Genomic DNA, 22556 nt, shown 5'->3' with positions numbered 1-22556 from the left:
ACATTTTTTCAATAAGAAGCAGAAAGTGGAAAATGACGACTGCCCCCATAACACCCCTTTCACGCATCGAGGTCCCAGGCGCCGGCACTATAGGAATGATGCCATGTCCCGGAAGAAGCGCCAGCATATTGGCCGAAGTCACCAAGTTGGAGGAATTGGGCGTAGATGTCATTGTCAGCCTGATGCAGGATCAGGAGTTTCCGGACCTTGCTGGTTTTTCGGAAGTGCTGCGGTCCAGTGAGATAGAATGGATACGGCTTCCTATCGTGCCCAATAGTATTCCTGACGCAGCGAGCGATTGGAATTCGGTACGCTCTGTACTTATCGACCGGATCACCAATGGAAAGTTCGTCGCAATTCATTGCTGGGGTGGACTGGGCCGCACGGGAATGATTGCCGCTGACCTGCTTACTGCGTTCTCATACAAACCCAGCGATGCCATAACTTTGGTACGTCAGGTGAGGCCAGGTACCATCGAGTCTGAAGCGCAGGAACGATGGATTAGCCGAACGCATAGCCCAACGTAACTAGCTGACGAATTCTATAATTAGGGTTGGAAACCCACATTTGTCGGTTTGCACTTAATCGCGAGACTCCGCACGCAATAATTTCAACAAGATAGCGCGGCACCTAATTTGAGATTTGCCAATTAGTTTGAGATTCTGGTTTCGATTTTGGCACTTAATTTGAGATCGGCTGCCGTGGAACGATGACTGAATACGGCCAAGCTTCATCAGAAAAAGTCAAATTTTACAGCAGATTGTTGCCGTTTCGGAAGGCGTCAAGAGCCGAAAATCCCAGCCTAGAATCTCACATTAAGTGCAATCGCTTCTCGGAACTGGCGCATTCTTACAATTAAGTGCCAAACGACACTGCAAAAGGTTAACAAAGCATGAAAATACCGGCCTTGGCTGGGTGATAGCTGCCTCCAGAAGTGTTTGCGACACGCCCTCTGCAACAGGGTCACGCTGCGATCGTCCAACTCGTCTCGACGGGCGCGGCTTTGACCGAGCGCCGGCTGGCGCAGATCCCGACCGAGGAATGGGGTGATCTTCAGGTCGACGTGACGCCGCGGGAATATGTCATCGACTACCTGATGCACTCCTTTCCGGTTCAGCTCTTCGAGGAATTCTCAGATGCTGACGGCAATCTTAGTTCCCGGCCGGTTCATGACGCGAACGGGAACCCGGTCATCTGCCGGGAGGCGGAACGTCGGCGCGACGAGCTGGTCGAAACCTTGGGCAGCCTGCCGGCGATCCCGACGGCCCTCGACCAGATCGTCCAGCATTTCGGCACCAGCCAGGTCGCCGAGATCACCGGCCGCTCGCGCCGCATCGTCCGCCGCGAGGACAGCGGCTCCATCGCCCGCTATGCCGTGCAGAACCGGCCGGGCAGCGCCAATCTCGACGAGGCCCGCGCCTTCATGGACGACGAAAAAGGCATTCTCGTCTTCAGCGACGCCGGCGGGACCGGCAGATCCTACCACGCGGATCTTTCCGCCAAGAACCAGCGCCTGCGTCTTCACAACCTTCTGGAAGCGGGTTGGCGCGCCGACGTGGCGATCCAGGGTCTTGGGCGCAGCCATCGCACCAACCAGAAACAGCCGCCCCGGTTTCGGATGATTGCCACCAACGTCAAGGCGGAGAGGCGGTTCTTGTCGACCATCGCCCGGCGTCTCGACACGCTTGGCGCCATCACCCGGGGACAGCGCCAGACCGGCGGGCAGGGGATGTTTCGCAGCGAAGACAATCTCGAATCCCAATATGCCCGCGACACGCTGCGACAATTCTACGGCCTGCTGCATGCCGGCAGGATCGAAGGTTGCTCGCTGGAGAAGTTCGAAAGTATCACCGGCCTGTCGCTCACCTCGGAGGAGGGCGGACTGAAGGACGAACTCCCGCCCATCCAGACCTTCCTCAATCGCATGCTGGCGCTGACCATCGCTATGCAGAACCTGCTGTTCGAGGCCTTCGAGCAGCTGCTGGCCGCCCGCATCGAGGGCGCGATCGCCGCCGGCATCTATGACAAAGGCCTGGAGACGATCACCGCCGACAGCATGACAATCGCCGCTCGGCGGCTGATCTACACGCATCCGGTCACCGGCGCGCAGTCGCACCTGCTGACCATCGAGCGGAGGGATCGCAATGCGCCGATGCTGCTCCATGATGTGCAGGCTCTGGTCGGTCGCGATCCCCGCGCGAAGCTGATGATCAACGGCAAGTCAGGCCGGCCGGCGGTGATGGTCCCGACCCGCTCCATCATGCTGGACGACGGTTCGGTCCAGCCAAGGGTGTCGCTGATCCGGCCGATGGACGAGCTCCGCTTCGAAGTCCGGCAGCTCGAAGAGACGAATTGGGCGGAGGCGGACGAACACGCTTTCGTCCTCGCCTGGAACACCGAAGTCGCTTCCGTGCCGAAATTCTCGACCTCGACGATGCACATCGTCAGCGGGTTGTTGCTGCCGATCTGGAGATTGCTGCCGCAGGATTTTTGCCGGGTACGGCGTCTGCAAACCGATGACGGCGAACGGATCGTTGGCCGCGTCATTGCTCCGGATCGGCTCGCTGGCCTTTGCCGCAACTTCGGGATCGATCAGACGGAAGTATTGAGCGGCGACCAAGCCTGGACGGCGCTGGTGCACGGATCCTCGATCATCGGCCTTGCCGCTGACATGACACTCCGCCGCGTGCGGGTGATGAACGAGTACCGCGTCGAATTGACCGGCTTTACCGACGGCATGCGAGACTGGCTGCGGTCGATCGGTCTGTTCTCCGAGATGATCAATTGGAAGCTGCGCTTTTTTGTGCCGACGACAGATGAGGGTGCGGGGATCCTGTCGAAGCTGATGCAGCGTCATCGCCTCATCGATGTCGCGCGCCGGTCGTGAGGGAGGTCTGCCATGCTTTCCGCGTCGGATCTGGCGGACCGTCTCGCGCAAGACGCAGAGGCGGTCTGCCGTCACTATCTTTCCGCCGGCCACCGCGCCGGCAACTACTGGCTCGTCGGCGACGTCGCCAACAGCAGGGGCCGGTCGCTCTATGTGCATCTGATCGGCCCGCGTGCTGGGCGGTGGACGGATGCGGCGACCGGTCAGTTTGGTGACCTGCTCGATCTCGTCCGCGAGGCCTGCGGTCTCGTGGACTTCCGTGACGTTGCCGAGGAGGCGCGCCATTTTCTCAGTCTGCCCCAGCCCGAACCGGTGTCGGACCTCAGGGGCGACGTAAGTGACGCCTTTCCGGTCGAGCGGCCGGCGATAGAGCGGGCACGACGGCTGTTTCGAATGACGCAGCCGTTGGCGGGTACGCTCGCCGACATCTATCTGCGCGAACGCGGCATTCTGCGGGCGTCCACCCATGGTGCGCTCCGTTTCCATCCGTCCTGCTATTATCGCGATCTCGTCACCGCTCGGACGACCAGCTTTCCGGCTCTCATTGCGGCAGTGACCGATGCGGCCGGAGCCATCACCGGCGTGCACCGCAGCTGGCTCGATCCCGATGGCGTCGGCAAGGCCAAGGTGGACAATCCCCGCCGCGCACTCGGCAGGCTGCTCGGTAATGGCGTACGTTTCCGCTTTCCCGTCACCGATCCTGTACCAGTCCTGGCGGCGGGCGAGGGCCTCGAAACCATGCTGTCGCTCTCGCACGTGATGCCAGGCATGCCGATGGTCGCCGCCCTGACGGCCAATCATCTCGCGGGCTTTCACTTCCCGCCCGGATGCCGGCGTATCTATATCGCGGCCGACGCGGATGCCGCAGGCCGGCATGGGCTCGAGGGATTGAGCCGACGGGCGCAGGAATGCGGGATCCTGCCGCTGGTGCTGTCGCCGGAACTCGGCGACTTCAACGAGGATCTGCGCCGGCTGGGTCCCGGCCGGCTGACCGCAAGCCTCAAGGCTCAACTCACTCCGGAAGATGCGGTGGCCTTCCTGCCCTGATGAGGCTTGTCGGAAGGAGCACAGGCGGGATTGCTGCAGCGCGGGTGAGAGGACGGTCCGTGGTGCCGGCTCGCTCCCCGTGTGAATGCGCGCCCGCGGGCCTGCCGAGAGGCGACCCTTATCACGCGGGCCTCCGGGCCTTCAGCGGGTCGGTCGGGTTTCTTCCCCTGCCGGGCCATTTCCGCGCATCGGCTCCTCCGAAAACCGGTTCCCACTTTTCGGGCCGATGCGATGGCCCGTCATTCCTCGCGGATCAAGAAACCCTCCCTCAGCCGCCCGGCGCTTCGCTGGGCCGCTGCGCTTCGCTTGCGGTTCCGGCCTCGGCCCGCGTGACCGGGTTCGCCGTCAGGCCGCGAGAGGCGCGGCCCACCGAACGGAGACCACCATGGACCTGATCCTTCCCGCCGACGACGGCTTCGAGCCCAACCACGCGTCCTCCCCGACCGACCGCTTCATCTACGAGATGCAGGTCTTCGGCTATCGCCCCTTCCAGGATGAGCCCGATCCGCGGCCATTGCCGGGGGAACCTCAGGTCCAGTCATCGATCACAACGATCTTCGACGCCCTCGCCGAGATGCTCGGCGACACCCGCCTGGAGCCCGATCTCGAAGACCTGTTCTGGTCGATCCCCAATCTGTTCCATCGTGCCGGCGAGCGCATCCAGCGCGAGCTCGATCGCAACGAGCAGGCGCAGCGTACCGGCCAGCGCGAGCAGGACGGCTCGGAGGTCAAGAGTGTCGAGCTCGAACGCCTCGTTGCCGAGGGCATCACGCTGTTGGAACGCCGCAACGCCTTCGAGTTTATGCGCGATGTTTCCGCCGATCTGTTTGAGGCGCAGACCGGATCGTCCTGGCGGCCCCGCACTGGTTCCAAAGTGAACCATGCCAACATGACGGCGGCGATGATCGATAGCCGGGACTTCCTCTCCGCGCGGCGGCGCGCCGAGACCGAGGTGCTGATCCCCGCCGGCACCAAGATCGCCTTCTCCGGTGGCATGGACTACAATGATCATGAGCGGATCTGGGCTAAGCTCGATCAGGCGCATGCCAAGCATGCCGACATGGTGCTGCTGCACGGCGGCTCGCCGAAGGGCGCCGAACGGATTGCTGCCTGCTGGGCTGAAGCCCGCAAGGTGACGCAGATCACCTTCAAGCCGAATTGGACGAAGCACGCCAAGGCAGCACCCTTCCGCCGCAATGACGAGATGCTCTCGGTGATGCCCGCCGGATTGATCGTCTTTCCCGGAAACGGCATCACAGACAATCTCGCCGACAAGGCACGTCGGCTCGGCATTCCGGTCTGGCAGGCTTCAGGAGACGGCGCGTGAGCGCCGTCTTCCCGGATACATGGAAAAGATGGAAAACATGGGAAAAATGGATTATATGGGAATCGAAGTGGAGACCATAGCGATGAAGCAGTTCACGACAGGCGACCTCAACAAGCAGATCGGCGACGTTACCGATGCGGCAAGCCGCGAGCCGGTTGTTCTGACTCGCCACAAGAAGCCTCGCTTCGTGCTGATGAGCTACGATCACTATGAGCGCATGCGCACCGGCGGCAACCCCCGCCGCGCCTTTCATATCTCGGAAATGCCCGCCGAGCATGCGGAACTGTTCGACGAGGCGCTCGATCGGCTGGCGCATGGCGAAGGCTACGACGATGAGCCGTGAATTCCGACCCGGCGAGGTCATCTCCTATCCCTACCTCTGGGCCTGGCAGCAGCAGCGCGGTGAGACCGAAGGCCGCAAGCAGCGTCCCGTCTGCGTAGTCATCGCCATCCGCAATGCCGCCGACGGAAACACGCATCTGGCGCTTCTCGCCATCACCACGCAGCCGCCACAGGCGGGTCGCATCGCTCTGGAGATCCCGGAGATCGAGCGCAAGCGTGCGGGCTTAAGCGATCTAAAGCAGTGCTGGATCATGGTCGACGAATACAATTACGATATCGTCGAGCGCTCCTGGTACATCGAGCCCGATCAGGACATCCTCGGCCGCTTCAGCAAACCCTTCATGGTGAAGATCGCCAGACTGTTTGCCGAGGCGCGCGGCCGAACCGGCCGGGTCAACAGGCTCGATTGAAACTTGCCGCCGCTTCATGCCGCATCTTCCCCTTCTTGTTCTCCACCGTCCTCCCGAACTCGTCTCCGCCGTGGCGCATCTCTGGCGCTATCTGATTGATGCGGCCACGATTGCGTAAATGACCGGCCCGTCGCGGGCGGTTCTCGATCGATCTCGATGTCGCATCGCTGCACGTCCAAGGCGACACCCCTTGAAGTCAAGTCTGTCACGCGGTTCGGCTCCGCAGAACTTCAGTTGGGTCAGGAGAGGCCGAGGATTCGAGCGTCACGCCACCGAGGCCGTCTTTGACGATGAGGATGGGATCAGGCCTGTGCCGATGTCTCGCGATGTGCCGACTGGTTGACGGCCAGCGTCCGTTGACCCGAACACCACCGACGCATGTCACGAGCGCGGCACTCCGCGGGTCCGCAAACGGCCGCCACGGCGAGGTCTCCTGCCGACGTCGCAATCAAGGACCATTCCCGTTCTTTATGTCGCCTTTCTAAGGGACCGGCCGCGATCAGCGTCAACCCGCAAGGGGTTTCCCTTCGCTACGCTGCGGTGACGCCTGCGGCGCGGCCCCTTCTTCGGGCGCCATCGGGAATGGTCCCGATGCAACGAAGGAGACAATCCCATGGCTACCACGATCGCAACCCTCACCGAAAAGACCGACGGCACTCTCGAAGGCGTCTTCGCCACCATCCGGGTCAACGCACCGATCGCCCTCATCCCGAACGCCAACAAGGCGAGCGAAGAAGCCCCGGACTACCGCATCATCCACCGCAAGACCGGCTTTGAGATCGGCGCAGGCTGGAACCGCGTCTCTCGCCAGACTGGCGAAGAATACATCTCCACGAAGCTCGAAGCGCCCGAGATCGGCGTGATCTTCGGCAACGTCGCCCCAGCGCCCGGCGGCGAGCCCGGCAAGAAGGTCATCCTCTGGAACAGCCCGGCCTGAACCGGTCGGCCGGCCCCGAAACTGGGGCCGGCTTCCCCATTCCAATGGAGGCCGCCATGAGCCGCTACACAATTACCGTCACCAGTACCGCATTCCGCCACGCCGACCCGGATGCCATTATCGGCTATGACCGCCCGCTTCAGACGTTCTTCCTCCAGGCATTTCCGGGCGCCGGTGGTGAGGATCTTGAACTCTGGCTTGGCACGGACTTCAAGGAGTTCGAAACTCTGTCGCAACTGCGTGCCGCAGCAATCGCACGCGGTTTCGACTTCATACCCTTGGCATCCGGCATTCTTCACAAGCTGCTGGACGACCATGCCCGCGAAGCGCAACACGTGGTCAGCGACACGATCATCCAGGATCTTCTTGAGCGGACATCCGCCCACTGACGCAAACCCGAAAAAAATAGCCCGGCACGACGCCGGGCTATTTTTATGCTGACAAAATTACTTGTTCAGTGCGTCTTTCAGTGCCTTCGCCGGCGTGAAGGCTAGCTTTTTGGCCGCGGCAACCTTGATCGTCGCGCCGGTCGAAGGATTGCGCGCCTCGCGCTCGGGGGTCGCCTTTACCTTGAAGTCGGGTAGGGAGGAGGTCGGTCGTTGACGCGGCCCTCTCTCCCTCCCACGGAACCGGACTTGATAGTTTCCCATCATCCGGCTCCTATGCTGACAATACCCCAATTCTGTCGAGCCGTTGCTGAAGACGACCGGCATGGATCGCGTGATGGCAAGGTTCGCATGCAATGGTACGTTTGCGCATGCGAGCTGCTCTGGTTCGAGCAAGCCATGAGACGCCATTCATGTCCGCCATCCGTCGAACGTGATGAATATCGACGGGCACATCGGATATCCCGCAATACTCGCAGGAGCGAGCGCGCAGCCGATCAACAAGATCAGTCCGCCCCCAGAACCAGAACGAAGGCTGGTCCTGATCTATGCGTGAATCTTCCATGACTTTCTTCGATGCAACGTGCCTGAGTTGGAATACCGCGACGAACCTGCGCCCGTCTTTGGTTTCCACCCATAGCCCATGATCCCCTTGGTGCCGCTGCAAATGGATACTGAAGATCTTCGCGATACTGCATTTGTGCTTTCTCGCCAAAGTCTTCATGAGACTGAACCACCACACCCGTTGGAGCGGGGCCATCTCATTTTTCCAGTTATTGCCTAACTGGTAATATCCGACCAATCCCCGTAGCATCGCGTTATACGCAACGATGATGGCGACATCCGAGCTGATTGTCATCTCAGGACGCATAGCGCCACGTATTGCATGATAGCTGCCAAGTCGGTTCCGTTTAGCAAAGGCCGCAAGCTTCTCCCTTGGGAGATGCAGTCGGATTCCGCGTACCGGTGTCCGCTTGACCATTGCCCTTCGACCTTTTCTCGTGACACGTTTCTCGCGAAACGCACGTTTGGTCGACCGAACAGCGTAGCCGAGAAAAGTCACCCCGCCGTCATCTGCCTTTGTGATACCGCTCTTTTCCGGTGCGACTTCAAGATGAAGCTGATTCTTGAGGAAGGATGTGACCTCATTCAGGATGTCGGCAGCTTCCTGTTTCGTGCCGATGACGGAGATAAGGAAGTCATCGGCATACCGGACATATTGAAGCCGCCGGAAGAACGTGTCGTGGAAGTCCTTGCTGGGGAGCTTCCGGGCAGCAACGATCAAAGGCTGCAGTTGAGCCCGAAGCCGTTCTGCTTCGGCCTCTCGGCCAGAGCTTCGCAGCTTCGCGATATGCTGACGATAATGCGCTCCCTTGCTGAGCAGTTTCTGGTATTCCGGATTCGTTGGCCTCTCAATGCCCCGGTCGAACCCGGTTTTGAGGCTATCCATGAACTCATCGAGTTCATGGAGATACACGTTTGCGAGCAAGGGCGAGATTACTCCGCCCTGTGGTGTGCCGCTATACGACGCGTGCCACTTCCAGTCCTCCATATAGCCAGCCGTCAACATTCCTCTGATAAGCTTCAGAAACCGCTCGTCATCGATCCGTTTCCTCAGCAGTTTCATCAAAATGTCGTGGTCAATATTGTCGAAGAACCCGGCAATATCGGCCTCGACCAGCCAAACTGTTCCGCCCCACGTCTTCTGGATGGATGCCAGAGCCGTATGACAGGAGCGCTTGGGCCTGAACCCGTGCGAGCGACGAGAAAAATTCGGTTCATAGATTTGCTCCAGAACCAGCTTCACGGCCGCCTGCACGAGCTTGTCGTCAGCGTCGGGAATGCCCAGAGGGCGTAATTTCCCGTTCGCCTTGGGGATGTAGTGCCTGCGAACAGGCTTGAAGCGGTAGCTTCCCTCCTTCACCCGGCGTATGATCCAGTCCAGCCTGTCCAGCGAGAAGCCGTCAAGCGTATTGCGGGGATCAATGCCGGGGGTGAGAGCCCCGGAGTTTCGGGCGATCGCTTCATAGGCCCGTGCCCAAATCTTGGGGCAGTCCAGAAGACGATGGAGGCCGTTTATCCGCTTTCCCTGTCGTGACAGGGCAGGTAGCGAGATCAGTCGTCTTTCCACGGCATCGACGTGCATCAGCCTGTCTCAATTGTCGTCATAAGGCTCCCGATCTCATGTCAGCACGCCGCCCTTCACCCGGCCAGAGGGGATTCCCGTCCGGTCACCCGGCGCGTTTCACCCATTGCCGTCCGCCTCTGGGCGGCTGTCCCGGACATTACCCCGGGCGTTTGGCTAGTATGGCGGCTCCGTCGTCATGTGGGTCTGGTGAGGCCAGCCCGTTTAGACGATCCCGCGTTTACGCAATGAAGGAGATACAGCGCGGACAGGTGTCCCATTCAACCGTTCGGTCCCCGGCAGGGGATGGAGAGCGCGACTGGGGCGGAGCAAACGGGCAAATTTCGTCGCTCCCCGGAATGATCTTATCATCCACTACGCTCGATGACGCATCGGCTATCGTTGAGCGTCACCACCGGCTTCTGGTTCCTCGGTCTAGGATTCAGGCAGTCTAGCTTTCACCATACGCGCTTTGCCCTGACCGATCAGATCGCGATAGCTGCGACGGCCTCGGCCTTTTCCCGACATGCTATTGTCCCCTGTCGAGTTTCCCCGATTGCAGCTGTTGCCAGCCAAGGTAAGTCGGTGGGCATGGGTAGTTCCCAGTTATCCCAGCAGCATAAACTGCACTCTTACATCGCGCCGACGCGGCGCACCTTGCCGAAGCCCGGGAGCGACGTCTCGTTGCCGGCGATCGCAGCCGCCGTAATCGAGGCAATCACCGCTTCGACGATCGCCTTACCCTGGGCCTTGGTGAGGCTGTGTTCGCCGGCGATCTAGTCGGCGATTTCATTGGTCGTGGTCATTTTCTTCTCCGCATCAACGTTAATGCGAGAATCCCTGACAGGGGATCAAAGCGCTGTCATCGACGCACCACGTCAAGATCAACGATTTGCCCATTTTTCCACAACTACCAAGGACTTTGAGGCATCTCCGTGGGTCTGCATGGTGGATCCGCAAGCGGGCATCGAGCCCGCTTGCGGATCTCTGGTGCCATACCTGAGGAAATGTCTGCTCAGTCCGTCCGACGGGTGTCATGCGGGCATGACGGCCTCAAGGACGAGCGGTGCCCCCAATTTTGCCTCCGCTCCGGTTCCCTGCACTCCGACAAAATCGGCACCCCCACTCGCCGCCGCTGGCGGTCGCGTTCCGCGATCCCTGACCCCGCCACGCCCCCATGACCGCGCGCGTCGTCTTTCACAAACGTCAAGGAGACGACGACGATGCTTCTGGAACAACACATTGAAGAGCTTCGCCTCTTATCTTGACAGTCTGCACCGACTCTAGCGACTTGGCTACGTCGATGCGTATGCTGAGGGAAGGCGCTTTCCAGGCCGGTCGCAGCGCTCCCAAATAGCTGGCGGAGGCCGGCCTGGAGAGTGCCGGCGGCTCTAGCACCTCCCTTAGACGCGGGCTCCCGGGTGGGGGTCTGGGGGAGGGTTGGACAAACTATGCATATTTTTGACACTTCATCAAAGGTCACGCTCGAAGAACGGCGGGCCGCCGATGGCCTCGATGCCTATGTGCCGCGTATTTTATACGACGGTGAACTGTACGACGCCGACGTTGATCGCTTCTTTCTCGACCTGCCGCTCAACGGGGTCCGCTCCCGTCACTCTCTTCGCGCCTACGGCTACGACATCATGGTTTGGTTGCGCTTCCTCACGGAAGTTTGCGACAAGACCGTGTGGGGAGCTGCCCGCGCTGATGTCGTAGTCTTCCACCGCATTCGTAGAAGGGGCGAGCCGGGAAGTCGGATCTCGGCGTCGTCGTGGAACAGATCCATCGCTGCAATCGACAAGCTCTATGAGTGGGGAGTGCGCGAGGGACTTCTACCTTCGAGCCCTTTTTCGCATCGGGAGATCTGGCGACGCAATCGGACGCGGGGTCAGGGTAGGTTAGTCACGCGGAATGGTGCATTCGAAGGACGTGCCAATCAAAACACCATTCGCTTTGTCACGCTTGAGGCCTTTCGGCAGTTTCGGGATGTAGGGCTACGCGGCCTTACTGCCGACGGAGCCGAGCGGCCGGGAGCGCGCGACAGGAATGGACTTCGCAACGTGTTATTTGCGGAGTTGCTGGTGGTAACAGGCTTGAGGCTCGAAGAGGCGTCGTTTCTTCTGGCATTCGAGCTGGACGCTTTGCCCGCGGCGAACGCGTCTCGTGGTCAGACATGGCTCAATCTGCCGGCAGGTCTCACCAAGGGCGAACGCGGACGAGCAATCCTTATTCCCGATGATTTGATTCACCGGCTCCGGACCTACGTTCGTGTTGAACGCGCCCACGCAGTCACAAAATTCAAAGCTCGCCAAGGTTGGGATCTCGTGGAACGTCCAATCCTGGTGCGGCGGCCGAGCGCCGGGTCAGGCAATCTTTCGCTCCTTGACGGGCGAGCAGTTCCGCTGGAAGTCTTCTCGCCGGAGGAACGGGGCCGTTTGGTCATCTGTGAGGCGGATAACACGCCAATCGAACCAGCGGTTTTGTGGTTGACGGAGGTCGGTCAGCCGGTGCGCCCAAATTCCTGGGAAGTCGCATTCGCCCGGGCCTGCCAGCGCTGCCAGGCGAATGGATTTCCGATCGACATTAGCCCACACCAGCTCCGGCATACCTTCGCGGTCCATATGCTCGCAATGCTGATCCAGCGCCAACTCGGACGCCGATCCTTGGAGAGTTCGGCCGGACCGGCGGAAGGCTATCGCAGGATCCTCGGAGATCCTCTGCAACAGGTGCAGCGGCTTCTGGGCCATGCAAGTCTCGAGACCACTTCTATATATCTGGATCATATCGCCACGCGCGCAGATACAGTCGACACAGCCGTCGCCGAACTACTCGCGCTGCTGCCAGGCGGAGGTCGCTTATGAACAATCGACCCCGCAGGGGCCGGCCTGTCACATTCGGCCGCGAGTTCGTCGTCCCACTACAGGTATCGGCAGACGTGGTGTCAGGTCTACGATTTGATATCCAGACGCAGGATGGTGGAGAGGTTTCGCTTGACTACGCTCATCTGAAGCCGCGCTGGCTGGCCCTTGCATTCGGGCGTGCGCTACGTCGACTTGCTGGTCTTGGTGGACCCCTTTCCGTCAGATCGACTGTGGTCGTCTACGTCCGGACCCTGCCGCTGTTTTTCGCGTACATGGCCGAGACAGAGGATGTGCCTGACGCTCCCGAACTCCTTCAGGCGGGTCATGTCGATGGCTTCGAGGCCTGGTTGGCGGCAAAAGGAAAGTCGACCATCCACCTGCTGTTTATTTTGACGAAGATCATTGTTGCGCTGCGAGAGGTGGCATCCGAAGGGGCTGTTACATTTTCCGAGCAGCTTTGCGATCGGCTGGCCTATGTGACGCTGAGACCGATACCACCATCGCGTCCACGCGATGCATACAGCCCTTACATTGCACGGCAGCTTCGCGATGCTGCCCGGGCGGATATCATGGGGATCGTGCAACGCCTTCGCGATCCTAAGCCAATGAACTCGCACAGCGGACTGCTGGCTATGGAGAAAGAGATCCATGCGCACATCGAAGCCAAGGGTATTGTCCGCCACACAGATCCAAAATACCACGTTCTCAATGATGCCCGAAGGGTGCATGGCCTCTCATCGGAAAGGCTCTGCCATCAGCTTCACGAACGGCACTATTTGACGTTTCACGACGTCATCCCGCTCATGGTGTTTCTGGCGCTTGAGACCGGCCTGGAGCCCGAGTGCTGCAAGAGCTTGAGGGTTGATTGCCTCAGGAACCCTGCAAACGGCACGGTCGAGATTGCTTATGTCAAACGGCGGGCTCGTGGCGCTGAGCATAAGACACTTCGTGTGCGCGACGGCGGTCCGCGAACGCCGGGAGGACTTATCCGCCACGTGATCGCCTGGACCGCCACCGCCCGTAAACACCGCTCGACCGACTGCCTTTGGCTGTACTATGGGCTCGGCGGGCTAAAGTCGGGGGTCAATCATCCCCAGCAGCGCATCGACGCATGGACGACACAGCACAACATTCGCAATGATGACGGGCGGCCGTTCCATCTAACGCTTTCGCGACTTCGGAAGACCCACAAGGCGCTTTGGTATCTAAAGACCGAGGGACACATGACGCGTTTTGCCGTCGGTCATACCAAAGAGGTGGCCGCACGGCACTATGCCAATGTTCCAGCACTCCTCCCGCTGCACGAAAGCACGATCGCTGATGCTTTCACCGAGGCAGTCACGTCGGCTCTGTCGTCCACCGTTTTGACGCCAGAACAGGAGGAGACCTGGCGGGACGATCCGGTGCTCGCTTCAGAGGCGGCTCCAGCGGGATGCGATCCGATCTCACTTCTCGATGGAAAGCAGGATATCTGGCTGGCAAGCTGTGGCGGTTTCTTTTCCGGCCCCTATGCCGATCCCGGCTCGCCTTGCTCACAACCCTTTTGGGGTTGTCTCGAATGTCCGAACGCTGTCATCACCGCCCGCAAGCTTCCCGCCGTCCTGTCGTTTCTTGCTTTCATTGAGGACCAGAGGCTCTCGCTTTCCGCCAGCCATTGGGCGGCGAAGTTCGCAACCGCGCACGCTCGCATCACCATGCAGATCCTGCCAGCGTTCGGTCCGGCGACCGTCGAGGAGGCACGTCGTGTGCTCGCCAGCGAACCGGTATTCAACTACATGCCACCGGAGGCGTTACAGTGAAGGCCATCGCCAACCTTCCCATCGTCACTACTGATTTCGACAGCCGTCCCGTGCTGGCCACCGCAGCTCTGCGCCCCGGTTTCGAGCGGTCGAGCCTGTCGCGCTATGGCGACGACAGATGGGATTTGAACCCTGCGGTTTTTCGAGAGAACGTCCGCAGCTCCGACGCCACGGTGGATTTTAGTGTTGTCGACGATCCGAAGATCGCCGAGGCTCTTCGAGATTACCTGTATGTCCGCCTGAACACCGATCTGCCGGGATGCAAGTTGCGAGCGACACCGGTAAATGTCCGCCGTCTTTTTCGTTCCGCGCGCAGCTTCTTCAATTTTGTCAAGGCGGCCTACGGCGTCTTCGACCTCTGCCGCGTCGACCAGGCCCTGCTTGACGATTTCGCCAGGTTTCTTCGTCGAGGACGACGGCCGGTCATTGTCATGCAATTATTGGGCATTGTCTTCGACCTGTATATCTTCCGGAATCAGTTGACCGTGGCGAAGCTCTCCTTTGAGCCATGGGATGGTCGCAAGCCCGCCGAGGTCGCCGGATATAAATTCAGGGCGGAGGAGAACCGTACGCCACGGATCCCGGAAGCGATCATCAAACCGCTGCTCGCATGGTCGCTCAAATATGTGACCGTGTTCGCGCCCGATATTTTCGCTGCACGCAAGGAACTACTGGCACTCGAACAGCAGCACAAGGCGCTGACTGCTGAAGATGCGCTCGCCCCTCGCAACCAACGACGGACGCGCCGTCAGGCTCGCTTGTATGCATATCTCGATGAACGTCGTCGGCAGGGGCGCGGCATTCCAATCTGGCCTGCCCGGATCGGCGCGCCAGGATCATTCTCGGGATTCGAACCGCCTTTAAACTGGCAATTGATCTACCTGCATGTCGGCGCCGACGCCAATCTTCAACGATCTGCTGGCGGTCAACCCAATGACGAGATGAGGCGCATCGTAGAAGCTGCGGTCGGCGAACTAGGGACCGAGCTCGGTGGAATGGACACCGAGATTTCGATCGATCCTGATACCGGTCGTCCCTGGCGGCCTCGCTTTGACGCGCGGGCGTTGGCGATAGAAGAGCGAATGCTGCAGGCCGCCTGCTATGTCGTCTGCGCCTATCTGACCGGCATGCGCGACAGTGAAGTGCAGGCGATGCGTCCCGGCTGCTTGTCGGTCCGTCGTAGCGAGGACGGGCTGATCGACAGGCACCGCGTGAAGTCGGTCGCTTACAAGGGAAAGGAAGTCCGAGGCGAAGAGGCTGAATGGATCACCATCACGCCCGTGGCGACGGCAATTTCAGTCCTCGAACACCTTAACGTCCGCTCTGTGCAACAGCGAGGCACGGCGACGCTTTGGCCAGTCCTGTCCCTCGCCCACGCTCGAAAGCAGGCACTTGCAACGGACATTGTCACCAGACTGAATCAGTTTCGCGATTATCTGAACGAGCGATTTGGAACTGAGGCCGAGCCGATCATACCGCCGGGCCCCGATGGCCGACCGTGGCAACTCACAACACGTCAGTTTCGTCGAACAATTGCCTGGCACATTGCCAACAGGCCCTTCGGAACGATCGCAGGAATGATCCAGTACAAGCACGTCTCAGTCGCGACGTTTGAAGGCTATGCGGGCTCCAGCAGGTCGGGGTTTCTCGCAGAGGTCGAGACTGAACGGCGTCTCGGACAGATGGACGACATTCTCATCTATTTCGATGACAGGCAGCTGGGTTCGGGACTTTCCGGTCCAGCTGCAGTACGCATCGCCAAGTCGCTCGACGGCGCGGCGTCCCAGTTAAAACCGCTTCCCGGCATGATCGCTGATCGTGGTCGCCTCCGCGTCATGTTGGCCGACACGGCATGCACCCTCCATGTCGGCGTGTTGGCTGATTGCTTTTTTGATCCTGCTACCGCCGTCTGTCTTCGCCATGCCGCTGGCGACCAGGCTTCACCGATGATCTCGCTGTGCGAACCGTCGAGATGCCCTAACGCCTGTATAACAGTACGCCACCGCCCCGCATGGGCGGGCGCGGCGGAGAACGCCAGGAGCGTGCTGAAGGAGAAGCGATTGTCCGAACTTCAGCGCCTGGCTGTCGAGCAAGATCTTCAGAGGATCGAGAAGGTTCTCTCCGATATCGACGTCACAAGAGGATAGTTCATTAGGAATACGGTCGCGACCCCTGATCGGGGGCGCGGGTTCTCTTCTTTCTGCCGTCCTACTTTACGGCTACTCAGCCCGCCTCAAGGACGAGCGTGGGCCCCCGATTTTGCCTCCACTCCGTTTCCTGCGCTCCGACAAAACCGGCACCCCACTCGCCGCCGCTGGCGGTCGCTTCGCGCTCCTTGACCCGGGCTTCGTGCGCACGTCGCCCCGTTGACGTCATCAAAAAGGAGACGATCAACATGACTACTCTCGATCAAATCAACGAACTGCGCGCGGAGCTTCGGAGCTGCTATTTCACGAAGACCGAGCGCGCTATGGCTGAGGCCGAGCTTGCCACTCTTGTCGCCAAGGCACAGGCCGAGAACGAGCAGTTCGCAAGCGACATCGCACTCTATCTCGCTGACCTCGAATGAGGTCGCGATGATCTGGGAGGGGTGCCCCCTCCCAATTTTCAAACCCCTCGGGCTACACCTCAACCAAGGTGTCAGCTCGTCGGTGATGCATCAGCCGACCGATCCCAAGGAACGCCAGAACTGCGAGTGCGCCGAGCGCGGTCGTGATCGCGAGCGACCAGGTCGCGCCGATATTGGCCATGGCAAACGCCAAAGCGAACGGTGCGGTCGCAGAGACGATCAGCCTCGCGGCCATGACCTTGCCCTGAAGCCTGCCGAACTCCATGCACGTTCCAACACGCAGGAGAGACAGGTGAAATGCCTTCTGAAGGCTGGTAAGACGAAAGGACAGGTATACCGGAGGCAAGAGTAATGACCAGAGAAGAGATGCTTTCCTATTCTCAAGCAGTTTGTGACGGCCTTCGCGAGGATGAAGACGGTGTTAGACGTGAGGTTCTCACCCACGCGGGGAACAGATGGTCGCTCGGGGTCATACATACTCTCGGCGTCTATGGCAGGCTTCGTCACGCGGATATCGGTAGACGGATGCACGGCGTCACGCAGAGGATGCTCACTCGCACGCTACGCCAACTCGAAAGAGATGGCCTCGTCACGCGTCACGATCTCGTTGAGGTGCCGCCTCGGGTGGAATACGAACTCACAGAGCTCGGAATGGGTCTTCTCATTCGTATGATCCCGTTGTGGACGTGGGTCGTGGAGAATTCCGAGCAGTTTCGAAAGTCGCGCGAGGATTTTGATGTCCGTCCGCCAGAAAAGCCGTCCTGGCAGACGTTTTAACAATCGAAACATGCCGCCGCTCCGCTGATGTCGCCACGGTGTTCGACCGCGTAATGATATTGCTGCGGATCAACTCTTATTGGGAGTGCGGCTATACCGCACTCCCCATTTATTATCTTTTGTCGTTTGCACCTTAAAGGCCATATTACTTGCCAATCAGGTTCGCGTTGATCCAATCGGACACATCCGTCACCTTGATGCCTTCGCGTGCGTTGAACGTGCCTGCCTTGTCCCATGCCATTCCTCGCCCAATACCAAAGGCTGCGCGGTACTTGCGCATCATGTTTTGGGGGTCATTTGCCAGTTCTTCCATAAGGACGGGAACAGTCCATTCGGAGCGGTTGAAGGGCCGGTTCAAACTCGCCTCAAGCTTGTCCGCAAGCTCGCCATAGGTGACGGTGTCGCCCGCCAGGAAGACGATCTCGTTGCTGATGGTCGGCTCGTAGAAGACGATCTCAGCAGTGAGGACACCGATGTCGTCAGGCGTCGTCAGCGTAACGGCCGTATCGTAGCTCCCGAGGGCTCTGACGGCGCTCTTTTCCAAATCAACGACACCGAACTCTGGTTCAAAAAGATAGCTCATGAACATCCCGGTGGAAATGATGACCCACTCGGTTTTGCTCTGAGAACGCAGGAGTTCGCGAACATCGAGTTGAGCGTCAAAGATGTCCTGCGGACCGCCTCGACCAATCGCCTCGAAATCGACACCAAACTGCCAAGGAAAATAGCGGGGTATACCGGACTGCACCGCCGCCTTGGCCAGCTTCATCGGTGTATGAATCCCAGCAGCATAGCCAGCGCAGCCAATCACGGTATCGTAGTGTGAAAACAGAGATGCGAGTTCATCGACTGAGCTATTTACCAAATCGCCTGCGACGATCTCGATATGCAAGTCGCGGATTTCGGCGACGTCGCGCTGCTTAATCGATGAGTCTGATTTTATGGTACTGGCGCGAAGCAAAACGCTTACCTTTGCGTCATCAATGCCCCTGGCGCGACGGGCCAGATTGCGGAGGACGGGCATGCCGAGTTCCCCGGCCCCGAGCACGAGAATATTTCGTGACTTCACGTTGGAAACTGTCTGGTTCATCGATTTCAATCCTTCAAAACTCTATGTCACCGCTATTTGGCAAGGCGGGACCACGAAGAGAAGAAGGTACACGGATGATACTGCTACAAAATATAAAGACGATAATCCCGTTGTATTACTCTTACGCAGATATCCGTCTGCTTAGGGGGCCAGAAGCGACCTTGATCCTTGACTGTCAGGATAACGGGCCGAACTGCGCGAAGCAATCGACCCCGTCGAGCGCCGCGAGGTCGAAATCGAACTGGAGCTGGCTCGCGCAGAGCTGGCGGTGATCACCGCAGAGCAGGAGGGCGCAATTGACGCCGAGCCACCCTTCTGAGGGTGGCTTTCGCCATGTCGCCTGGCCTGACGCGCCGGATCGACCGGCGCTTCAGGCCCGAAGCATCGTTTCGCCATCGGCACATGCCAGATCCTGCGGTGTTTCATAGGGAAACGGCGAAAGCGGCCGGACACCCCCACTCCTGTTTCGATCCCATGCCAATCGACATGCGGATGCATCCGCCCCACGGCACTCCCTTCGCTATCGATCACCCGATGCATCGTGCCGTATATGCGGTTTCGGCCTGTATCCGCGCGACCGCCTCTTTCGCAAAAGCTGGAGGAAGAGCCTGACTGCCTCTTCCTCCCGTGCGAAAGGATGCTCCCGCCTTTGACCTCTTGCACCGATGCGGCCCCATCGGCGGATGAGACAGGCATCGCCGAACAGATTCGGTTCAATCGACATGGCATAGTATCGGGCCATGTTTTTCTTGGCGTCGATGCGTTCGACATAGAGCTGGTAGCGTTGCGCGATCATGACACGGAGAATCGGGCAGGGCCGACTCGGCGTCCAACGACATGTTTGAATCGGTCGGTCTCGATTGATTCATGCTGATGATGGGTTGTCGGCGGATGATCCGAGCGAGCCGCCTGCGGCGGACGGTGCTATTCGCTCTCGCTCACGGAGCCCGCAATCGGTCTCCGCCCATTCGGGTCACGCCCCTCTCGCGGCTGCTGCGCCGGCGGCGCGAAGTCGCCGCGACCCTGGTCGAGGATAACGCAGGGCCGGCTGGACGCCGGATACAGACACGGCGCCTTGGGCGCCGTGGTCTATCTCTCTCTGACGTCCCATTTTGCACCCGCCGCTCCGGCGTCAAGGACTGCGCGGCCCCTCCAATTTTCAGCCGCCGTCCCTTCGGGCCATCGTCAGAAAATCGGTTCCTCCACTTGCCGCCGCTGGCGGTCGCGTTCGCGATCCCTGACCCCTCGCGGCTACGGTGCGGCCTCCTTTCGTCAGAGACGGAAAGGAGACACTGATATGTTCAATGACTGGTACTACGTCCATCAGCTCGCAGTGCTTGCGCGCTTCAGGCTCATCGTCCTTGCAAATCGCTTGGGTTGCGAGGACGAATTCCTATTGGAACTGCATGACAAACTCATCGAGGGACTGGCATGTGCGATTGCGCGGGTGCAATCCATCACGGCACTGGAGCGCCAGCTTGCCTTTGACACGGATGAGGAAGGCATCGCCGCCTTCCAGCTTCATGGCGAAGAGGAATGCCTGGCCCGTTTCCGGATCACGCTGCTTGATCATCTCGAAATCGACGTCGACACTCACGAGTACCGTTTGAACGGCGGCGACTGGCACTATGCGCTCGCGGCCGACTGCGATGGCATCGAGATCAGCTATCCAAGGCTTGTCGCCCTCACCGATGCCGAGTTGGGCACGCTCGCACCGATCGTCCGCGCCATCCGCAGCGAGGCAGGCATCGGTATCAGCATCGCCCGTGTCATCTACGGTTGATGCGCCTGCGAGGGGCGGCTTCGGCCGTTTCTCGCCTTTTCCACTCACTTGACCGCTTGGCCGACATCGAGCCTGCGCGCGCTCTTGAGGGGAGAGACTTGCCGCCTCTCCCCTCAAACTCCCCTCTCCCTGCGGTGCGGGTCGAGACCCGCTCGGCCTTTCGGGCCGCTAGGCGGACGCTGCCGCGACTTCCCCAAACAAGACGGAGAGGACGAGTACCTTGCGCTGCGCCCTCATGCTTCGGGCATCCGCTCCAGGCTCGCGTCCTCTCCTGCGGTGCGCTCGCCGTCTCATCGTTCGCATGTCGTCGGGGCCCATTCCCTCCGGTCACGGTCCTCTCGACTGCTCACGACGACGGCTTGCTTCAGCATCTCTCAAGAAGTCTGTCTGCCCACCGTGCTGTTCCTCCGGCGCGGATCACAGGCAATGAGCCCGTGATCGCTGTTGCTTTGTCTGGCGACTCGCAACAGCATCGGCGCCTCGGGCACGATGCCCAGACAGATTTCTTGAGAGATGGCAGGATAGGCTATTGGTATACCAATAGCCGTTTCGCCCGAGGGGCGAGGGTTGCGGCAGCGCATCCGATGCCGAATTCTGCCAATGTTTGCGGGCGGATCAGAAGTGAGACGGAGTGCGGGTAAACACCGGGCGCACTTGCGCGGAGGGTTCCCATCACCAGCAGGTGCCGTCACCGGTATCCGTACAGCCTTGAGAACGGCGGCTCGGTGAATCGGGAAATGCGTCAATGAGCGAAATAGCCGATCGGGGATTCTCCTAAACGGTGTATCGGCTTCTCGGCGAATAGGTGTTCGCGTCAATAGGTAAATCGGCGATTAGGCGTATGAGGGAGCCTCCGAATAGGTTTTCGAGCGTATCGGTGAATCGGTGAACCACCCTATCGACGCTTAGGCGAATGAGCGTTTCGGTGCTTGCGCCAATCGGCAGATGGGCGACTGCGTAAATCGGAGGATGGGCGTTCGCGTCAATAGGTAAATCGGTGATTAGGCGTATGAGGGAACCCGCGAATAGGTTTGCGAGCGTACCTGTGAAGAGGATTACCGGAATTTCAGTATCGGGCTCCTCCGCTGATCTGGCCTGTTGCTCTCAGGAGCGCGATGCCGTCCTGACCCATGTTGATGATATGGCGCCAACTCGCCAACTGCCCACTTTTCGCGTCGATCAACCGTTGAGGCAATCGTCACGACGTTGCAGCTTTTCCCGCTTGAGCAAGCTGAGTACCGCTGTTACTTATACCTCAGTATAACGGGCACTTTGGGAATCTCTGCAATAATACCCGCTAAGGTTTTTTGGCTGAGGTGACGGAAATAAAGGACAGGGTGGTGTCGGCGCCAAGTCGTTCGCTACGGATTTTGTAAGCGGCGTTCAGATGCGAGAGATCAAAGATGCGCTCTGCACCGTTGTACTGTAGAAGGCTGATGGTCTGCATCTTCGATGCAGAAGAAGATCGCCGAGGCTTCGGCGCTTCAAGTGCTTAGAGGTCGAGCAGCTGATGTATATGGGCGAGCGTAATCTCGTCCAGTGCTGGCCGATCTCTTTAGACGCATTGAGAAGCGGCTCGATAGATCACCAAGCCTCATCGTTCTGGACGAGGCATGGCAGATGCTCAGCCATCCGGTAGTCGCCGCACCCCTTGTGTGGTGCCTTGCCTGGAGAAAAGTTTGCCTTTCAGGACGTCGTCAGTCAGATCGGCAGGCAAAAGCCAGGACAGCGCTGCCGTCGCAGCTCGCCCAATCCCGTCCTGCACCGTGCTGCGGGCAATCCCGAGCAGATCGGCAATATCGCGAACGCTCACGCCGTCTGATCGCAGTCGACGCAATGTCGTCGTTATCTCATGGTCAGCCTTCGTCTCTTCGACATGCCATCTCCTCACGTTCAAAAGGAGGTGCACGCCAAGGTTGCTGTCCCAGCCGCACTGCTTACGTTGAAAAACTGTCCGGCATCGAATTGGAATTGCGTCCGGTAAATCATCGGAAACTACACCATGATTTCTCAGATTGACCTCGTAATCCTAGGACGCGTCGACGCGGTCCTTAGCAGAGTGCCGGTTCTGGCTCATCATGGTGACGGGCGCTTGAACGGCGGCCAGCATGGAGAGGATAAGGTGTGATTAGGCATGGAATAAGGACCCCGCACATGGGGTGATCGGCGTCCAAACGGGACCCCCATCTGCAATGGGGTTACAACAGCCTCCGGTT

At 59.6% G+C, this 22556-nt stretch carries 19 protein-coding genes and 4 pseudogenes; 14 read left to right on the top strand and 9 right to left on the bottom strand.

Translation table 11 applies throughout. The annotated features are described in order from the left end of the window. Positions 1-32 precede the first annotated feature (32 nt). The 8 genes and pseudogenes from GGQ67_RS23235 (at position 33) to GGQ67_RS23200 (ending at position 7339) form a co-directional block, all read left to right on the top strand. Positions 33-527 (top strand): phosphatase domain-containing protein, encoded by a 495-nt coding sequence (locus GGQ67_RS23235; protein ID WP_183902481.1) that lies wholly within the window; start codon positions 33-35, stop codon positions 525-527. Between the two features lie 425 nt (positions 528-952). Continuing rightward, positions 953-2887: pseudogene (locus tag GGQ67_RS23230) on the top strand (strawberry notch C-terminal domain-containing protein); the annotation flags it as partial. A gap of 12 nt (positions 2888-2899) precedes the next feature. Next, positions 2900-3934, top strand: a complete 1035-nt coding sequence (locus GGQ67_RS23225) for a DUF7146 domain-containing protein (protein ID WP_183902480.1) — start codon at positions 2900-2902, stop codon at positions 3932-3934. A gap of 385 nt (positions 3935-4319) precedes the next feature. Then, positions 4320-5261: a DUF2493 domain-containing protein gene (locus GGQ67_RS23220; protein ID WP_183902479.1), complete on the top strand. Its 942-nt coding sequence runs from the start codon at positions 4320-4322 to the stop codon at positions 5259-5261. Between the two features lie 82 nt (positions 5262-5343). Then, the gene (locus GGQ67_RS23215) at positions 5344-5604 is read left to right on the top strand and encodes a type II toxin-antitoxin system Phd/YefM family antitoxin (protein ID WP_183902484.1); all 261 of its coding nucleotides are present in this window, start codon (positions 5344-5346) and stop codon (positions 5602-5604) included. Next, complete coding sequence (locus GGQ67_RS23210; protein WP_183902478.1) at positions 5594-6013, top strand: hypothetical protein; 420 nt, start codon at positions 5594-5596, stop codon at positions 6011-6013. The genes GGQ67_RS23215 and GGQ67_RS23210 overlap by 11 nt, the downstream gene beginning before the upstream one ends. Before the next feature lie 613 nt (positions 6014-6626). Next, the gene (locus tag GGQ67_RS23205) at positions 6627-6950 is read left to right on the top strand and encodes a DUF736 domain-containing protein (protein WP_063473607.1); all 324 of its coding nucleotides are present in this window, start codon (positions 6627-6629) and stop codon (positions 6948-6950) included. 56 nt (positions 6951-7006) lie between these two features. After that, the gene (locus GGQ67_RS23200) at positions 7007-7339 is read left to right on the top strand and encodes a hypothetical protein (protein ID WP_183902477.1); all 333 of its coding nucleotides are present in this window, start codon (positions 7007-7009) and stop codon (positions 7337-7339) included. 57 nt (positions 7340-7396) lie between these two features. On the opposite strand, the pseudogene GGQ67_RS23195 reads toward GGQ67_RS23200, so the two are convergent. The 3 genes and pseudogenes from GGQ67_RS23195 to GGQ67_RS23185 all read right to left on the bottom strand — a co-directional run. Next, a pseudogene (locus GGQ67_RS23195) lies at positions 7397-7540 on the bottom strand (HU family DNA-binding protein); the annotation flags it as partial. 70 nt (positions 7541-7610) lie between these two features. Beyond that, positions 7611-9482: a group II intron reverse transcriptase/maturase gene (ltrA, locus tag GGQ67_RS23190; protein ID WP_183902476.1), complete on the bottom strand. Its 1872-nt coding sequence runs from the start codon at positions 9480-9482 to the stop codon at positions 7611-7613. A gap of 629 nt (positions 9483-10111) precedes the next feature. Then, positions 10112-10237, bottom strand: a pseudogene (locus GGQ67_RS23185) (HU family DNA-binding protein); the annotation flags it as partial. Between the two features lie 675 nt (positions 10238-10912). On the opposite strand from GGQ67_RS23185, the gene GGQ67_RS23180 reads away from it, so the two are divergent. The 4 genes from GGQ67_RS23180 to GGQ67_RS23165 all read left to right on the top strand — a co-directional run bounded on the left by GGQ67_RS23180 (position 10913) and on the right by GGQ67_RS23165 (position 16690). Continuing rightward, positions 10913-12322, top strand: a complete 1410-nt coding sequence (locus GGQ67_RS23180) for a tyrosine-type recombinase/integrase (protein WP_013637330.1) — start codon at positions 10913-10915, stop codon at positions 12320-12322. Next, positions 12319-14121, top strand: a complete 1803-nt coding sequence (locus tag GGQ67_RS23175) for a hypothetical protein (protein ID WP_060642151.1) — start codon at positions 12319-12321, stop codon at positions 14119-14121. Before GGQ67_RS23180 ends, GGQ67_RS23175 begins: the two co-directional genes overlap by 4 nt. Next, positions 14118-16268 carry a hypothetical protein gene (locus GGQ67_RS23170; protein ID WP_025591411.1) on the top strand — a complete coding sequence of 717 codons (2151 nt, stop codon included), beginning with the start codon at positions 14118-14120 and terminating at the stop codon, positions 16266-16268. The genes GGQ67_RS23175 and GGQ67_RS23170 overlap by 4 nt, the downstream gene beginning before the upstream one ends. Positions 16269-16516: 248 nt before the next feature. Beyond that, positions 16517-16690 carry a hypothetical protein gene (locus GGQ67_RS23165; RefSeq protein ID WP_013637334.1) on the top strand — a complete coding sequence of 58 codons (174 nt, stop codon included), beginning with the start codon at positions 16517-16519 and terminating at the stop codon, positions 16688-16690. Between the two features lie 52 nt (positions 16691-16742). On the opposite strand, the gene GGQ67_RS23160 is transcribed toward GGQ67_RS23165, so the two are convergent. Further along, positions 16743-16955 (bottom strand): hypothetical protein, encoded by a 213-nt coding sequence (locus tag GGQ67_RS23160; RefSeq protein ID WP_025591413.1) that lies wholly within the window; start codon positions 16953-16955, stop codon positions 16743-16745. 86 nt (positions 16956-17041) lie between these two features. Here GGQ67_RS23160 and GGQ67_RS23155 point away from each other — a divergent pair, with 86 nt between their 5' ends. Continuing rightward, complete coding sequence (locus tag GGQ67_RS23155) at positions 17042-17467, top strand: winged helix-turn-helix transcriptional regulator (RefSeq protein WP_012478128.1); 426 nt, start codon at positions 17042-17044, stop codon at positions 17465-17467. Positions 17468-17612: 145 nt separating this feature from the next. On the opposite strand, the gene GGQ67_RS23150 is transcribed toward GGQ67_RS23155, so the two are convergent. Then, entirely contained in the window at positions 17613-18557 is a 945-nt protein-coding gene (locus GGQ67_RS23150) for an aromatic alcohol reductase (protein ID WP_012478129.1), read from the bottom strand. A gap of 520 nt (positions 18558-19077) precedes the next feature. Beyond that, the gene (locus GGQ67_RS23145) at positions 19078-19281 is read right to left on the bottom strand and encodes a WGR domain-containing protein (RefSeq protein ID WP_246400297.1); all 204 of its coding nucleotides are present in this window, start codon (positions 19279-19281) and stop codon (positions 19078-19080) included. Between the two features lie 573 nt (positions 19282-19854). Here GGQ67_RS23145 and GGQ67_RS23140 point away from each other — a divergent pair. After that, positions 19855-20340 carry a hypothetical protein gene (locus tag GGQ67_RS23140; RefSeq protein WP_183902474.1) on the top strand — a complete coding sequence of 162 codons (486 nt, stop codon included), beginning with the start codon at positions 19855-19857 and terminating at the stop codon, positions 20338-20340. 1297 nt (positions 20341-21637) lie between these two features. Here the strand turns inward: GGQ67_RS23140 and GGQ67_RS23135 are convergent. The 3 genes and pseudogenes from GGQ67_RS23135 to GGQ67_RS23125 all read right to left on the bottom strand — a co-directional run. Next, positions 21638-21787 carry a hypothetical protein gene (locus GGQ67_RS23135; protein ID WP_183902473.1) on the bottom strand — a complete coding sequence of 50 codons (150 nt, stop codon included), beginning with the start codon at positions 21785-21787 and terminating at the stop codon, positions 21638-21640. A 177-nt stretch (positions 21788-21964) separates the two neighbouring features. Further along, on the bottom strand, positions 21965-22153 hold the full coding sequence (locus tag GGQ67_RS23130) for a hypothetical protein (protein ID WP_162735831.1): 189 nt from the start codon (positions 22151-22153) through the stop codon (positions 21965-21967). A gap of 219 nt (positions 22154-22372) precedes the next feature. Further along, positions 22373-22465 (bottom strand): annotated as a pseudogene (locus tag GGQ67_RS23125) (DUF1003 domain-containing protein); the annotation flags it as partial. Positions 22466-22556: the final 91 nt, after the last annotated feature.

Origin of the sequence: Rhizobium metallidurans (assembly GCF_014196505.1) — a bacterium.
Taxonomy (GTDB): domain Bacteria; phylum Pseudomonadota; class Alphaproteobacteria; order Rhizobiales; family Rhizobiaceae; genus Rhizobium; species Rhizobium metallidurans.
Note: the sequence above shows the minus strand (reverse complement) of the source record. Positions and strands in the feature narration are given on the sequence as shown.